Below are 15645 nucleotides of genomic sequence, written 5' to 3' on the forward strand. Positions count from 1 at the left end.
GCTTCCAGGCCCGGTTGCTGGGTTGTGCCTAAACCCGCGGTCATGTCGCCCCATCATGCTAGGCGGGCGCTCCACTCGGACGCCGACATCGCATGCATCAGAAACCAGGGGCGAGCCTCGTGCCTGTCTTCGGGTTTGTGTATCAGCCGTTGGCGACCATCTCATCCAGAATCGACGCCTGAACATTCGCATCCTCGGCGCTGACGATCGCCGCGTCTACGCCACGCGAGTCGACAAGAAACGCCATCAGTTCCGTGAGTTGCTGGTCAAGGCTCGCGGCCTCGACATCGTCGCGTTTCTCAGCTCCGACGTCTGGTATCTGTTCCTTGCTGCCTGCGTCCCACAGAGCAAACGTAAGACTACGAAGATGAAGGGGCGGCTCGAGACCGCCGCTGTTGCGCGGATACACCGACCGCGCGGTGACCCCGCCCTGCAGAAGATGTGGGTCGCGCGCTACTGCGCGCGCGGCGAGAGAGCACAGGTAGCTTCGGTGCCAGGCACCCTGCTGGCCCTTGGTCGCTTCGAGCGCGGGCTCGCGAACAAGTGCGAGTGAGTTTTTTACAGGGTCCCGCTTGGCAAGGAGATCTCGGTAATCAGCGACTGCGCGTGTGTTCGAAGCTGCGTCATACCTCCGACCAAACCCGGTCGTCCAGAACCACCGGTTCAAGGCGTCATCCACCCCATCGAGTGGATGTGCGTAGTCGACGGCGGCAAGCACCGTGAGCATTTGCCGATACGGGACCCAGTCGGGGTCCAAAACGCCCAACCGTTCGAAGGCGTAGGTCGCGGCAGCGGCGTAATGCCGCACTGCATCCAGCCACTCCTCTTCAACTTCCGACCGGGTCAGATCCATGACTGCGCTCTGTCGTACATCCTGCTTCAGCCTGAGCGCGATCGCGGACAGGATGGGCAAGCCGTCCTCTTTGAGCATGGACCGAAGGATGGGGTACTCGACTTGAGCCTCGTCCCATGCCGCACGGAGGTTGAAACCTGCAGAATAGGACTTCGCAACCATCAGGTCGAAGGTGCCGAGCTTGGTTCCGGTCCGGTTGACCCGCTCGAACACTCTCGCGACGGCAGATGGTGAGATCCGACTGTCAACGATCACCGACGGCACCCGGTACGTATGAATACCCGACAAGTGTTCTCTAAAGACTCGTGTGATCCAGAGCTCGAACTCCGGCTCGAGGTTCGCACTGTCGCGCCAGTCGTAGAACGACGCTGCATCCCGGAGTGCACTGAACGGCAGCAGCCTTTCGTCGTGCAGCAAGGCTCGTTCAGTTGCCCGTTGCCAGACATCGCGGTTGATGCTCACAATGGCGTCATCTAATGCATCGATGTCCGAGTAGTCGATCTCGGGATCGAGCTTCAGCGCAAATATGGCGTCCCCTCTAGCGGTCAAAGCTTGGTACAACGATGTCAGCCGCTGCTGCCCGTCCAAGATGATGTAGACAAGCGAGGAGGCCACTGGCGGGGCGGACTCAACCGCGCGTGGTGCATAGAACTCGTTATTGTCCTCACCCTCGATCAGCAGAAGGCTGCCCATCGGCCACCCGTTGAGAACCGTGCCGAGGAGGGAACGGATGTCGCCGTCGCTCCAGTCAAAGTCGCGCTGAAAGTTGGGTAGGACGACCTGCCCCTCGTCGATGCCGTCTAGCAGCGCGTTGAGGTTGATGTCCTGAGACCGCGTTTCGCGCAACGTTGCTTTCACTGGTCGTCTCCGTCCGCTACCGAGAGCATTGTCTTTAGTCGCACGCGAGTGTCTTGGGCGTTCGGTTTGGACGGCGCGCTCGACCAAGCTGGCACGCGTGCTGCAGTCCGGGAAACGCCCTCCCATCGCGCCTCAGCCCACTGGTGAACTTCGGAGTGGCCGCTACCCTCCAGCTGAAGATACATCCACGTCGCGGGAGTGTCCGTCGCGCTAGCAGGGATCGGGATTACGCTCTCGGCATCGAATCGAGAAAGGGCCGAGGATGGAGCCCCGTTGAGCCGGTAGACGTCGAGCCGCGACGACTTGTGCGGTGCTTGAACTCTTCGCCATTCCTCGGCCACTCGAATTTCGAGACTCCGAACCTGGGCCCGATAAACCTCGGCATCAATGCCCAGCTCCTTTGCCGCCAGCTCACTCGCTTCACTGTCCGGGTCCGCGACGTAGATCTGGACGGCACAAGCTCTGCGCGCACAGCCAGTGACAAGCATGAGGTTGCTTGCGATCCATACATCTGGGTGGGTTACTACCAGTTGAATTCTCCGTGCTCGACCGAAGAGAAGCTCCCAGTCGATTCGAGCTGTAGATCCGAGTTCAAGGAGGCCTATGTCGGCGATTCGCTGCTTCAGATTTGCGAGTCTCAGCATGTCCCGCGCAAATATTGGCTTGAGAATGACGTCTGTAATCAGGAGCGCCAGACCAACAGAAAGACTCGCCGCCCCAATGGACACCATGAACTGTGTCCAAAAGCTCCTCCACTCCTCAGGCCAACTCGTCGCCCAGAATCCTGCGAAGGCGGCCGAGAGGACAAGCAGGAGAATCCCAAGCCCCATCAGCAATGTGGCGATCAGGATCAACCAGACTTTGAACACCTCGAACGACCGATCGGACATCTTGTCACTCCCAGGGATCTGATTTGTGGCGTTCGTGAATGGTCCAGCCCGATGAAGGCTATCGGTCCTAGCAGGGGCGCCGTAGGTGCAGAGCACCCAGACTCCGCGCAACCCTTCGACGACACTGCACGGAGGAGGTGTCGATGTCTCTCGCCCGACGCCTAGATGGGCGAAGCGGACTGCTGGGCGACGCGTTCAGGCCGTCGCTGCCCGCTCCGCTTCGCCCCGCGTCTTCTCGTACAGGCCCATCGCCACCAGCACGTTCACGATAGAGGTGAAGTCGCTCTTCTGCAGAAGCGCCTTCATGGCGTTGCTGTGCCCTGCGGCGGATGCATACATGACGTCTTCGAGTTCGGCGACGATGGTCGGCGACGTTTCGAAGTCGATGGGTGTGTTGGCCATCGCCTCGGCCTGGATCTTCGGGTTGTCAACCACGTGGCGGAGGATCGTCTCGGCCGCGCTGACCCCGTTGATCTCGTCGACATCGGTGCCGGCGAACAGGCCGTTGATCTTGTCGATCACGTCCTGGAGAAGTCCGTACTTCGCCTCACGCGGCTGGGCGGATCCCGCCGCGGTGATGCCCGCCAGTTCCCCCGAACCGCCAGAACTCAGGCCGAGGTTCTGGGCGTCGAGTTTGCGCAGCCGGTAGTGGGTAAGAACGATGTCGTCGGTGTTGATCGCGGCGGGGTCGGCGTCCTGCCGTTCGATGACCCGGCGATACACCCGCAGAAATATCGCCCACTTCTCGATGTCGGTGTCGCCGTAGTCCATGATCTGCGAGAGGAAGTCGTAGGCCCGGACGAATGCGAAGACCGTTCCGCGGAACTCTTCGAGGCGCCCCTTCTCGAGGTCGTCCGACGTTTCGACGGCGTCGTTCCAGCGGGTCCAGAACACGTCACGGGACGCCTTGATGTGGGAGTAGAGCGTGTTATGGCTGGATCTCGTGAGCCAGGCGTTCACCACGGCATCCACGTCGCGCGGGTCGATGATGCTCATACTGCGGAGCTTGCCGAGCATGTCGTGGATGATATTCGGGTCAGACGGCTGGGTGAGCTCGGCGTCTTCGTAGTACGTCTGGAACGCGGCGAGAATCTCGTCCGGGTCGTTGACGAAGTCGATGACGTAGGTGTTCTCCTTGCCGGGAATCACCCGGTTCAGGCGCGACAGGGTCTGCACCGCGGTGATACCCGACAGCTTCTTGTCCACGTACATACCAACCAGCAGCGGCTGGTCGAACCCCGTCTGGAACTTGTTCGCGACGATCATCACCTGATATTCGTCGCCCCCGAACGCGGCCTCCAACGAACGGCCCTTGAGCCCCGGATTCAGGGAGGGCTCGGTGAACTCCTCCGGTCCGGAGTCGGGGTCGGTCACCGTACCGGAGAAGGCCACGAGAGTGCCGAGCTGGCTGTCGAGCTTGTGCTCCTTCAGGTAGGCGTCGATAGCGAGCTTGTACCGCACCGCCTCCTTCCGTGACCCGGTGACCACCATGGCCTTCGCCCGCCCGCCAAGCTCGCTCCGCACGTTCGCGCGGAAATGCTCGACGATGATCGCGACCTTCTGCGCGATGTTCGTCGGGTGCAGACGCACCCACCGCATCACCTCGCTTCCCGCTTTCGCGGTGTCGATCTCGACATCCAGCCCAGTAGCGGAGTCGGTGTGGGCGAGGCTGAACGCCAGATCGTATGGGAGGTAGTTCTTCAGCACGTCGAGGATGAACCCCTCCTCGATGGCCTGCTTCATCGAGTACAGGTCGAACGCCCGCTTGACTCCGCTCTCGTCCTCACGGCCGAACAGCTCGACCGTCTTGCCCTTGGGCGTCGCGGTGAACGCGAGGAACGAGATCGTGCCGATGCCGACCTTGCGGGCCATAACGTCGGCGAGGACATCCTCCACGTCAATAGTCGTCTCATCCTCGTCGACCGCGTTGTGCGCTCCTGCGGTGAGAACTTGTTTGAGGGATGCCGCCGCCTCGCCGCTCTGCGACGAGTGCGCCTCGTCGGCGATGACCGCATACCTGCGACCCGCGAGTCCGGTGTTCTTCTCGATGGTCTCGAGGGCGTGGGGGAAGGTCTGCAGGGTCACCCCGATGATCTGCTTGCCGGCGAGCAGCGCCTCGGCGAGCTGTGCGGACTTGGACGCGTCACCGCCTCGGGTGATCGGCTGGAACACCCCCGCCGTCGTCTCCAGCTGCTCAACCGCCCGCTGCAGCTGCCCGTCGAGGACTTGCCGATCTGAGACGACGATGACCCCGTCGAACACCTTCGTTCCGTCCGGGTTATGGAGTTGCGCCATTCGATGCGCCGCCCACGCGATGGAATCGGTCTTCCCCGACCCCGCCGAGTGCTGGATCAGATAGTTGCGACCGGGGCCTTCCGCCAGGACCGCGCGCTCGAGCTTCGACACTGCGCGCCACTGGTGATACCGCGGGAAGCGCAAAGACTTCGCGTAGGTCTTCTTGTTGTCGATGGGGTCGGTCTTCTCCTCGAACCGGTAGTGCAGAAACCGGCCGATGAGGTCGAGCCAGGTGTCGCGGTCGAGAATCTCTTCCCAGAAGTACGCCGTCGGGCTCGAGCCGGGGATCGCTGCGTTGCCGGCACCGTTGTTGTTGCCGCGGTTGAAGGGCAGGAAGCGGGTGTTCGGGCCGTCGAGCTTCGTCGTCATGTGCACTTCTTCATTGGTGACGACGAAGTGCACGAGCGCGCCGCGGCCGAACGTGAGCAGCGGCTCTCCCTCGGGTTTACGGTCCTGCGCGTACTGCTTGAGCCCAGCAGCAAGGTTCTGGGTGAGGTCGGTCTTCAGCTCAATCGTGGAGACCGGGATGCCGTTGACGAACAGCACCAGATCGATGCGGTTCGCGTGCTTGCCCGAGTACGTCACCTGACGCATCACGCGCAGTCGATTCGCCGCGAACCTCTCGACCGTCTTCGGGTTCAGCGACGTCGCCGGACGCGCCTGGAACAGCGAGAACTTCGCGTTCAGCACGCCGATGGGCGACTTCAGCACGTTCAGCGTGCCACCGCCGTTCATGGTGTCAGTTGTCTGCGCCGCAACGATGCGGTCGAGGATCTGCTTGCGTCCGAGATCGCGGGATGCCTCGTTCGCTCCTGGCTTCACCAGCTTGTCCAGCTGCTCCGGTTGCGTCGCCTCAAGCCAGGCGAACACATCGACGGGGAACAGTGCCCGCTCGAGGTCATACCCGGCGGCGTTCGGGGAATACTCCCACCCGTGCACAGCGAGGAATTCGCAGAGCTCAGTTTCGAACACGTCCTCGTGCTGAATCGCCACGGCCTACCCTTCAGTCGGTCGTCGCCGACGCGACGGCTCTGGAGTGAGCGTCACGAATCGGGAGCGCCAAGATGAGGCCCATCATGCCGCCTCGCGTACGTCGATCTTGCCTGTGACCGCCGCCGAGATGAGCGCGGCCCGCCGCTCCCGCGAAAGCGCTATTGCCTCCCTGGCATCTGCAATCGCGGCGTCGAGCTCGGCGGCTTCTGAGAAAATATAGCTCGCGATATCTTGCTGCTCTTGCGCCGGCGGAAAACCTACGATGAGACGCTCAAGCTTCTCGGCCGTGAGGTGCGCGATCGTCGACTTGTTCGCGACCATGTCAATCACTCCGTTCCAGCGCAATGCGTCTAACGCAAAAGCCAGATAACGGGTACTTGCCGAAGCGGTACGCGGGCGAACTCGATTGACAGTCTTTTGGAAGCTCCAGCCTTCCAGACTCACATCCAAGTGGACGTTGACCCCCACGGCGCCACCCTCGACGACCAACAAGTCGCCTGCGCGAAGATCCAGACTGCGCACTTCGTCGGCCGTGAATGGCATCTCATTCACGGATGTGGTGTCGAGGCCGGACTCCTGAATATTCGCAGCGCGAATGTACGGGAGAACGGCAGCCCCTGGGGAGGCCGCCTTTCCTGCGTCAAGCATCTTCCCCAACGTGACACTGAAGAAGCGCGAAAGACGGGTGACTGCCCAGTGCCTGGGTACCTCACCTAGCCAGTCCACCCCACTGTCTTTCGTGGGGACGGAAGGGTCGAGGCCCTTGGTGACGGCGTGGCTTATCGTCGCGGCACGTCGCTCGGCGAGCAGCCCGATGAGCTCCTCCTGATCCGCGATGAACGCGTCGATCTCCGCCGTCTCCCGGTCGAGGAACCTCGTGACAGAGTCCTGCGTGTCAACGTCAGGCACGGGAAGCGGCAGAAGGGCTATTTGCGCGAAACGAATGGATTGGCCATCGCGAAGCTGATCGGTAGTGGTTTGAAGCCCTTGGATATACAGACTGGACTTGAACAGGTACCTGAAAAATCCGGGCACCGCGCCGTGAAGCGGTTCGATGACGGTGTAGGCCGCGCTCACCTTGCCAGCCAGTCTGGAATGCTCGAACCCCCCCTGAAAGCTCCGAAGATGGCTAATGAAGTCGTTCGGCTCAACGTGGCGCATGGAGTCCGCACCGGTGAGGTTCAGTACCACCTTGTTCCCCGTTCGAGTCATGTACTCGGACTGGGGTAGCACTCCATGGGTCTGAGACGGCGTGAGGTGCTCATCCCGCGGCAAGGATTTAACCTTGCGCTCACGAAACACCGATTTGACCGGTTGCACATGCCAATCCGCGGGGATCAACCTTAGCCACTCCACCGCAGTCTCCTTGTACTCCGGATACGGCTTGAGCTCGGTCACGCCTTCACCGCCTCGAGCCGTGCCCGGATCCGCCCCAGCACTGCATCCAGGTCGGCATCGATCTCCTCGAGGGAGCGCGGGGGCACGTACTGGTAGAAGTGGCGGGTGAAGGGGATCTCGCATCCTTCCTTCGTCTTGGACTCGTCGATCCAGGCATCGGGTGCGAAAGGCTTCACCTCGCGCTCGAAATACGTGTGAATGTCTTCGTTCCAGGGGACGTTCTCGGTGTCGCGGAGCGTGGGGTCGGGCTCGGGGCGCTTCTTCGCATCCAGGACCATCGGGGCGTGCTCGTCGCGCTCCGAGAGCGCGGAGAGGAGCGCCTTGAGTTGCGGCGCAGTGAGGGTGATCCCTGCCTCGGCGAGGCGGGTGACGAGGTGCGTGCGGAACGCCGCGAAGTCTGTGGTCGGCGTTTCATCTCGCTGTGCGCGTTCGACTAGTGCGAGGAGCGGCGCGAGGTCGACCTTGGTGAGCGGCTTGGCTTCCTGCGCCACCGTGAGACGCTCGGGCGTGAGCGCCCAGTTCAGGCGCAGGGGGCGCTCGACGGTGATCGTGCGGTAGAAGAAGTCCTCGTTGGCGAAGGTCTTCGAGCGCGCGGCATCCGTCTCACCTTCGTAGAGCCTCACAAGGGTGGCGATGTCCTCCGCCCCGAGTTCGTTGCGCTTTGACCCGAGGCCTTTGCGCATCTTGCGGAAGAGCTTGGTGCCGTCGATGAGCTGCACCTTGCCGATGCGGTCGGCGTGCTTCTTTGTGGCGAGCACCCAGATATAGGTGGCGATGCCGGTGTTGTAGAACATGTCGGTCGGCAGGGCGATGATCGCTTCGAGCAGGTCGCGCTCGAGAACCCACTTTCGGATGTTCGACTCCCCTGACCCGGCCCCGCCGGTGAACAGGGGACTGCCGTTGAGCACAATCGTGGCACGGCCGCCGCCGTCCTCGGCGCTGCGCATCTTCGAGATCAGGTGCATCAGGAACAGCATCGACCCGTCCGAGACCCGGGGCAGGCCGGCTCCGAAGCGTCCCGCGTAGCCCCGCTGGATGTGCTCGTCGGTGACGGCCTTCTGCTGCTTCTTCCAGTCCACGCCGAATGGCGGATTCGACAGCCCGTAGCTGAAGGTGGCGCCGGCGTGGCCGTCGTTGATGAGGGTGTCGCCGAAGAAGATGGCATCCACCGACTGGCCCTTCACCGTCATGTCGGCCTTGCAGATGGCGTAGGACTGCGGGTTGATCTCCTGTCCGGCGAGGGTGAGGGTGGCGGTCGGGTTGGCGCTGCGGATGTGGTCTTCGGCGACCGACAGCATCCCCCCGGTACCCGCGGTCGGGTCGTAGACCGAGCGGACCACGTTCGCTTTCGCGAGGGTGTCCGATTCGGGGGCGAGCAGGATGTCAACCATCAGTTCGATCACGTCGCGAGGGGTGAAGTGCTCACCGGCGGTCTCGTTAGAGGCTTCCGCGAACTTGCGGATCAGCTCCTCGAAGATGTGACCCATCTCCTCGTTGGGCACCGCCGTCGGGGACAGATCGACGGCGGCGAAGCGCTGCGTGACCAGGAAGAGCAGGTCGTGCTCGTCGAGCTCGGCGATGCGCTCGGAGATCTTGTACTTGTCGAAAATGTCCTTGACGTTCGCCGAGAAGCCGGTGACGTAGTCGAGCAGGTTCGCCGCGAGGTTCTCGGAGTCGCCCAGCGCCGTCTTCAGATCGAACTTCGACTCGTTCCAGAACGAGTACTCGTGGCCCGCCTTGTTGCGCAGCAATGACGCGCGGACGGGAATGCCGTCGGCGTCGGCCTGCTCGACGGCCGCGAACACCGCCTTCTTGGTCGGGGCGAGCACTGCGTCGAGGCGTCTCAGCACCGTGAACGGGAGGATGATGTCGCCGTACTGGTGCGCCTTGAAGCTGCCGCGAAGCAGATCCGCAATCGACCAGATGAACGTGGCGTGGTTATTGCTCAAGTCTTGCTACCCCTCGGTTGCACGTATCGCGATCCTATGCGTCGCGTGGGCACACGCCGTCGCCCGACAATCAGCCCACCAGCGATCAGGCTCGGCGGAGTGCCGGGACCGTGAAATAGCGCAGGACCGGAGCGCAGCGGAGGACCGAGCCTATGTCGCGAAAGCCCGGAACGGAGCCGTGCCCGATCGCTACACTCTCGGCGTCGGAGGGAGGCGCCCCTCTACCCCAACGCCAGTTGACGACGTTGTCCAACATCTATCCACATCTGTCGTCTGCGGCGTTGACGGCGCCCGACCAGTGTCCGACACTGGCCCGATACTGACCGTCGAGGCGGCACGGAGCGGAGGTCGAGATGGGCACCATCACCCCGTATGAAACGGCGAATGGCCGTCGCTACCGAGTGCGCTACCGCAAGCCTGATCGCACCGAAACGCAGAAGCGCGGCTTCACGACGATGCGCGAGGCGAAGCTCTACCTGTCCATGGTCACCGTGTCCAAGTCAAAGGGCGAGTACATCGATCCCGTGGCGTCGCGGGTGCCGGTCCGGATGTTCGCCGACAGCTGGCTGCGGTCGAAGCAGCCGCCGATGTCGAAGCCTTCGTACTACATGACGCTCGAGCGGGCGTGGAAGAACCACGTCGCTCCAGTCTGGGCAGACAGAGAGATCTGGTCGATCCGGCGGTCTGAAGTTCAAGACTGGGTGTCAGAGCTCGCGACAGAGAAGTCGCGCACGGTCGTTCTTCGCGCGCTGGGAGTCCTCGCAGGCATCCTCGATGTCGCCATCGATGATCGTCGCCTTGCGAACAATCCGGCGCGGCACATCCGAAATCTCCCTCGGAGCGGACCAGGCAAGCGCCGCGTCTATCTCTCGCACGACCAGGTGGCGACGTTGGCGGCATGCTCGGCACATCCGACGATGATCCTGACCTTGGCATACACCGGCCTGCGGTGGGGCGAGGCGACTGGGCTGCGTGTGCGCAGCGTGAACCGACTGCGGCGACGCCTCGTCATCGAGGAGAACGCGGTGATGATCGCGTACGAGATCCACGTCGGCACGCCCAAGACGCACGAGAGGCGCTCCGTCCCGTATCCCGAGCGGCTCGCTCCGATGATCGAGCAGGCGTGCGCCGGCAGGGGCCCGGAAGGACTGCTCTTCGGTGACGGCGTGAACCATATGCGCAACTCAGGCGCGCAGGGATGGTTCGCGAACGCGGTCCGCCGCGCGCAGGCTGCGGACCCATCCATCCCGCGGCTGACGCCTCACGACCTCCGCCACACCGCCGCATCGCTCGCGATCAGCTCCGGCGCCAACGTCAAGGCCGTGCAGCGGATGCTCGGGCACGCCTCGGCGGCCATGACGCTCGACACCTACGCCGACCTCTTCGACGACGACCTGGATGCCGTCGCGACGCGCCTCAACGACGCCATGCCGCTGGTAGCACTGCCGTCAGGTCCGCAGACCCGCTACGCCCGACCGACGTAACGCCGGAGAGCACACTGCTCAACTTTTCGACGAGGCTAGGACGCCAGAAATGCTCGATTTCGTCGTTCTCAGGCGTCGAACGACGCTCCGTGAAGGGCGTCGAATCTGCCTGGTTTTCGGCTCACAGCTTTCTCAAATGCGGCCAAAAAGCGGCCAAAAACGCATTCTGGGTGGTCTGCCCACAGAAGAAATACCTGGTCAGAGGCAAAAAGAGACTGTGCCCCTGGAGGGACTCGAACCCCCAACCGTTTCCTTAGGACGGAACTGCTCTTCCATTGAGCTACAGAGGCTGGCTTGGTAAGTCTACCGAGCGGGGGCCCGGACGCTTCGACAGGCTCAGCGACCGGCTCTCGGCTCAGCGACCGGCGCTTCGCGCGGCGACCGGGGGAGCGGGGGCCGGACGCTTCGACAAGCTCAGCGATCGGCGCTTCGCGCGGCACTGCGGACGCGACCGGGAGACGCGAACGGCGCCCCGGGCGCTTCGACAGGCTCAGCGACCGGGGCGTCGTTCGGGAAGGGAAGCGGGGGGTTAGGGGTGGGCGGAGGTTACGGCGAACTGGACGCCGCCCTGGCCGTCGGCCTGGGCGTCGAGGACGCGGTCTTCCAGAACGAGGGCGGCCTCGGAGTCGAGGTAGACGCGCGCGCCGTCCTTCTCGACCACTTCGTCGGCCGGCTCGGGGCCGGGGACGACGGTGAGCTGGAACTGCGAATCCGGCGCACCGGAACCCTCGATACGGATCCCGCCGTCGGTCACCTCCGGGAATTGGGCAGTGATGGTCTTGACGGCGTCTGTCGCCTGCTCGGTGAGCGTGAGCATGGATGCTCCTTCCGTTGCGGACTGAAGGCAGCCACGATGCCGAGAACGCACGCTCACCTCAAGGAAAGGGCGCCATTGCCAGGCGATTCCCACCCGGCTCAAAGGCTCAGTGCGCGGCTTCGTACGCTTCCAGAACGGATGCGGGGATGCGGCCCCGCTCCGAGACGGAGAGGCCCTCCTCTTTGGCCCACGCGCGGACGGCGGTGTAGTCCTGCTGTCCGGTGCGGCGACGCGGGCGGTTCCCGGTCATCCCGGCACCACCGGCACCCGGGCGAGACGACACCGGGCGAGCGGCCTCGATGTAGGGCGTGAGCGCGTCCCGGAGGGCGGTGGCGTTCTCGTCGGTCAGGTCGATCTCGTAGGCGGTGCCGTCGAGGGAGAAGAGGACGGTGTCGCCCTCACCCGGCTCGAGCACGGTGCCGTCCAGGTCGTCGACGAGCTGATGCACGATTCTGCGAGCCATGGTGACACCTTACCGAGGGGGGTTGTTCAGGGGAGGATGCCGAGCCGCCGGGCCCGGGTGACGGCGGCGTGCCGGGTGGACGCATCCAGCTTGCCCATGGCCGCCGCGAGGTACGACTTGACGGTGGTCTCTTTCAGATCCAGCTGCACGGCGATCTCGGAGTTCGTGGCGCCTAGCGCCGCACACGCGATGACGTCGAGTTCGCGCGGAGAGAGCCGCACCTCCGGTTCTCCTTGCGCGCCGTTCCGCGCAGCGCCGGAGAGGGCGGCCAGCCGCCGCTCCACCTGCGCGAGCCGCTGGCGCAGGCTGTCGTCCTGGATGGATGCGGCGACGCTGCGCAGTTCGGCGTAGCTTTCGCGCAGCTCCTCCTGCGCGGCGGGGGTAAGCGGCGCATCCGAGCGCATGACCGGGAGCATCGAGATGCGGCGGTCGACCTCATCCCGCACCCGCAGCTCGGTAGCGAGATCTTGCGCCACGCGGAACGCGGGCTGCGCCACCACATCGCCCACCGGGGCCTCGGTCCACGAGCCGCAGTACAGCACGCCCCGTGCCGATCCGGCCACGATGACCGGCACCGCGAACAGGGTGGAGATGCCCTCGCCGAGGATCGCGCGATCGTAGTCGTGGGTGATGGTGCGCGACGTGCGGTAATCCAGGGCGAGCCGGGGGCGCTTCTCGACGAACGCGCGACCGCCGAGTCCGCGGTTTTCCCGCACGACCAGGCCTTCGATGCTGCGCGTCCTGCTGCCGGCGATGGAGGTGACGTGGATGGCGCCGTCACGCTCGAGGCCCCCGAACGCGACAGGGAAGCGCGTGCGGCGGGCGAGCTCTCCGACGGCGTGCGAGACGAGATCTGCCTGGTCGGCCTGGGCGGTGGTGGCTCCCACGAACTACCTACTTCCGGGGGTGACGGCCCCGTCGCCGCCTTCGTAGCGTCGACCCTATCACCGGGCATACCACGGCGCCGGGTAATTATTGCAATCCGGAGCGCGCCGTGTTCCGGGCCAATGAGGCAAGGAGGCCACATGTCGGACCCGCGTACCGATGCCGCACCAGGCGCCATCGACTACATCGCGGTCGAGGAGTCCCCGCCATTCCGAGAGCTGAAGCGGCGCCAACGCAGCTTCATCTTCCCGCTCGCGATCGCGTTCCTCGTCTGGTACTTCGTCTACGTTCTGCTCTCGTCGTTCGCGAGGGACTTCATGTCGCAGCGGGTGATGGGCGACATCACCGTGGGTCTGCTGTTCGGGCTCGGCCAGTTCGTGACGACCTTCGCGATCACGATGACCTACGTCTGGTACGCCAACCGCAAGCTCGACCCGCGCGCGGAAGAGATCCGGGAAGAACTCGAGCGCGCTGAGGAGGCCCGGTCGTGAACGAGGTATTCGGAGCCGTCCACGCCGCGGCGCAGACCGTGGAGAACAACCCCATCCTGAACATCTCGATCTTCGGGGCGTTCGTCGCGGTGACGCTATTCATCGTCATCCGCGCCAGCCGCAACAACAAGACCGCCGCCGATTACTACGCCGCCGGGCGCTCGTTCACCGGGCCGCAGAACGGCTTCGCGATCTCGGGCGACTACCTCTCCGCGGCATCCTTCCTCGGCATCTGCGGCGCGATCGCCATCAACGGCTACGACGGATTCCTGTACTCGATCGGGTTCCTCGTCGCGTGGCTCGTCGCGCTGCTGCTGGTCGCCGAGATGATGCGCAACACCGGCAAGTTCACGATGGCCGACGTGCTGTCGTTCCGCCTGAAGCAGCGCCCCGTGCGGATGGCCGCGGCCATCACCACCCTCGCGGTGTGCTTCTTCTACCTGCTCGCGCAGATGGCCGGAGCCGGCGGACTCGTGTCGCTCCTGCTGGGGGTCAGCGACACCCTCGGGCAGTCGATCGTCGTCGCGGTCGTCGGCCTCCTCATGATCGTCTACGTGCTCGTCGGTGGGATGAAGGGCACCACCTGGGTGCAGATCGTCAAGGCGTTCCTCCTCATCGGCGGCGCGCTGGTCATGACGATCTGGGTCCTGGCGATCCACGGCTTCAACCTCAACACGCTGCTCGGGGCCGCGGTCGATAACTCGGCGAACGGTGAGGCCATCCTCGGCCCGGGCCTGCAGTACGGCGCGAACCCGTGGGACTTCGTCTCGCTCGCCCTCGCGCTCGTCCTCGGCACCGCGGGCCTCCCGCACGTGCTCATGCGCTTCTACACGGTGCCCACCGCGAAGGAAGCACGCCGCTCGGTGGTGTGGGCGATCTGGCTGATCGGCCTCTTCTACCTGCTGACGCTCGTCCTGGGCTACGGCGCCGGTGCGCTGGTCGGCGCAGAGACGATCGCCGCCGCTCCCGGTGGCGTGAACTCGGCGGCACCGCTCCTCGCGCTGCAGCTGGGTGGGCCGATCCTCCTCGGATTCATCTCCGCGGTCGCGTTCGCCACGATCCTCGCGGTGGTGGCCGGGCTCACGATCACGGCGGCGGCGTCGTTCGCGCACGACATCTACGCCAACGTCATCAAGAAGGGCAACGTGCCCCCGGATGGTGAGGTCAAGGTCGCCCGTCGCACGGTGATCGTGATCGGCGTCCTCGCGATCCTCGGTGGCATCGGCGTGCAGGGCCAGAACGTGGCGTTCCTCGTCGCCCTGGCCTTCGCGGTCGCCGCCTCGGCGAACCTGCCGACGATCCTGTACTCGCTCTTCTGGCGCCGCTTCAGCACGCGCGGCGCGGTGTGGAGCATGTACGGGGGCCTGGCCGCCGCCATCATCCTCATCGTGCTCTCGCCGGTGTTCTGGGGCACGCCCACCAGCGTCTTCCGCGACACGGGCGTGGCGATCTGGCCGTTCAACAACCCGGGCATCGTCTCGATCCCGGTCGGCTTCTTCCTCGGCTGGCTGGGCACCGTCACCTCGAAGCGGGGCGCCGAGGATCCGCGTCTGGCCGCCGAGATGGAGGTGCGCTCGCTCACCGGCTTCGGGGCCGAGAAGGCGACGTCGCACTAGCGCGGTCGGGTGAGACCGAGGCCCCGGAGCTCTCCGTTCCGGGGCCTCGGCTCGTCTCGGGGCGGCCTACGCGCCCGAGCCCTGCTCGAGGCGGAGGAGGTACTCCTTCACCTCGGGATGCCCCCCGTACTCGCCGATCGTGCCGTCGGAGCGCACGACGCGGTGCACCGGGACGACGATCGAGAAGGGGCTGGTGGCGCACGCCGTGCCGACCGCACGCGCGGCTCCTGGGGAGCCGGCGACGATCGCGACCTCGCCGTACGCCGCGGTCTCCCCGTAGGGGATCCGGCGGATCGCCTCAAGCGCGGCCCGCCCGAACCCGCGGGTGAGCCGCCAGTCCAGCGGCAGGTCGAACTCCTGCCGCTCGCCGGAGAAGTACGCATCCAGCTGCGCCGCCGCATCCGCCGCCGCCGCCCGGTCGTCGTCCTCCGGCACCGCGCCGAGGAGCCGCACGAGCTGCTCGCGCGCGCCGGGGAGATCGTCGTGCACGACCTGCAGGCTCACGAGGCCTTCGTCCGCGTAGGCGAGGAGCACGTCGCCGACGGGGGTGGGGTGCACGGCTGCGGTGAAGCGGGTCATGGAGCCATCCTGGCCGGTCGGTCCGCTGCGGCGACGGGGGAGACCCCACCCTGTGCACGGATGCGGTGACAACG

The 15645-nt window shown here is 64.8% G+C and carries 12 protein-coding genes and 1 tRNA gene; 3 read left to right on the plus strand and 10 right to left on the minus strand.

Annotation, left to right across the window (positions count from 1 at the left end; genetic code table 11):
- Nucleotides 1–142 precede the first annotated feature (142 nt).
- From AC2DGY_RS05325 to AC2DGY_RS05345, 5 genes are all read right to left on the minus strand, one after another.
- Nucleotides 143–1711 (minus strand): DUF262 domain-containing protein, encoded by a 1569-nt coding sequence (locus AC2DGY_RS05325; protein ID WP_484508663.1) that lies wholly within the window; start codon nt 1709–1711, stop codon nt 143–145.
- Complete coding sequence (locus AC2DGY_RS05330) at nt 1708–2601, minus strand: hypothetical protein (protein ID WP_484508664.1); 894 nt, start codon at nt 2599–2601, stop codon at nt 1708–1710. Before AC2DGY_RS05330 ends, AC2DGY_RS05325 begins: the two co-directional genes overlap by 4 nt.
- Before the next feature lie 195 nt (nt 2602–2796).
- Complete coding sequence (locus AC2DGY_RS05335; RefSeq protein ID WP_484508665.1) at nt 2797–5889, minus strand: type I restriction endonuclease subunit R; 3093 nt, start codon at nt 5887–5889, stop codon at nt 2797–2799.
- Nucleotides 5890–5970: 81 nt separating this feature from the next.
- Nucleotides 5971–7287, minus strand: coding sequence for a restriction endonuclease subunit S (locus AC2DGY_RS05340; protein WP_484508666.1), 1317 nt, complete (start codon nt 7285–7287; stop codon nt 5971–5973).
- Nucleotides 7284–9236, minus strand: a complete 1953-nt coding sequence (locus AC2DGY_RS05345) for a type I restriction-modification system subunit M (protein ID WP_484508667.1) — start codon at nt 9234–9236, stop codon at nt 7284–7286. Before AC2DGY_RS05345 ends, AC2DGY_RS05340 begins: the two co-directional genes overlap by 4 nt.
- A 353-nt stretch (nt 9237–9589) precedes the next feature.
- On the opposite strand from AC2DGY_RS05345, the gene AC2DGY_RS05350 reads away from it, so the two are divergent.
- Nucleotides 9590–10720 (plus strand): tyrosine-type recombinase/integrase, encoded by a 1131-nt coding sequence (locus tag AC2DGY_RS05350; protein WP_484508668.1) that lies wholly within the window; start codon nt 9590–9592, stop codon nt 10718–10720.
- 218 nt (nt 10721–10938) lie between these two features.
- On the opposite strand, the gene AC2DGY_RS05355 is transcribed toward AC2DGY_RS05350, so the two are convergent.
- The 4 genes from AC2DGY_RS05355 to AC2DGY_RS05370 form a co-directional block, all read right to left on the minus strand.
- Nucleotides 10939–11010 (minus strand) — tRNA-Arg (locus AC2DGY_RS05355).
- A 239-nt stretch (nt 11011–11249) separates the two neighbouring features.
- Nucleotides 11250–11537: an iron-sulfur cluster biosynthesis family protein gene (locus tag AC2DGY_RS05360; protein WP_484508669.1), complete on the minus strand. Its 288-nt coding sequence runs from the start codon at nt 11535–11537 to the stop codon at nt 11250–11252.
- Nucleotides 11538–11643: 106 nt separating this feature from the next.
- Nucleotides 11644–12000, minus strand: coding sequence for a histone-like nucleoid-structuring protein Lsr2 (locus AC2DGY_RS05365; protein WP_484508670.1), 357 nt, complete (start codon nt 11998–12000; stop codon nt 11644–11646).
- Nucleotides 12001–12026: 26 nt separating this feature from the next.
- Entirely contained in the window at nt 12027–12887 is an 861-nt protein-coding gene (locus AC2DGY_RS05370) for a LuxR C-terminal-related transcriptional regulator (protein ID WP_484508671.1), read from the minus strand.
- 138 nt (nt 12888–13025) lie between these two features.
- On the opposite strand from AC2DGY_RS05370, the gene AC2DGY_RS05375 reads away from it, so the two are divergent.
- Together AC2DGY_RS05375 and AC2DGY_RS05380 are read left to right on the plus strand one after the other, a co-directional pair.
- Nucleotides 13026–13376 carry a DUF485 domain-containing protein gene (locus AC2DGY_RS05375; protein WP_484508672.1) on the plus strand — a complete coding sequence of 117 codons (351 nt, stop codon included), beginning with the start codon at nt 13026–13028 and terminating at the stop codon, nt 13374–13376.
- Entirely contained in the window at nt 13373–14992 is a 1620-nt protein-coding gene (locus tag AC2DGY_RS05380; protein WP_484508673.1) for a solute symporter family protein, read from the plus strand. Before AC2DGY_RS05375 ends, AC2DGY_RS05380 begins: the two co-directional genes overlap by 4 nt.
- A 66-nt stretch (nt 14993–15058) precedes the next feature.
- Here AC2DGY_RS05380 and AC2DGY_RS05385 read toward each other — a convergent pair whose 3' ends face one another.
- A complete protein-coding gene (locus AC2DGY_RS05385; RefSeq protein WP_484508674.1) occupies nt 15059–15571 on the minus strand; it encodes a methylated-DNA--[protein]-cysteine S-methyltransferase in 513 nt (170 codons plus the stop codon).
- Nucleotides 15572–15645 lie beyond the last annotated feature (74 nt).

Source organism: Microbacterium sp. Z6_144, from assembly GCF_057197625.1.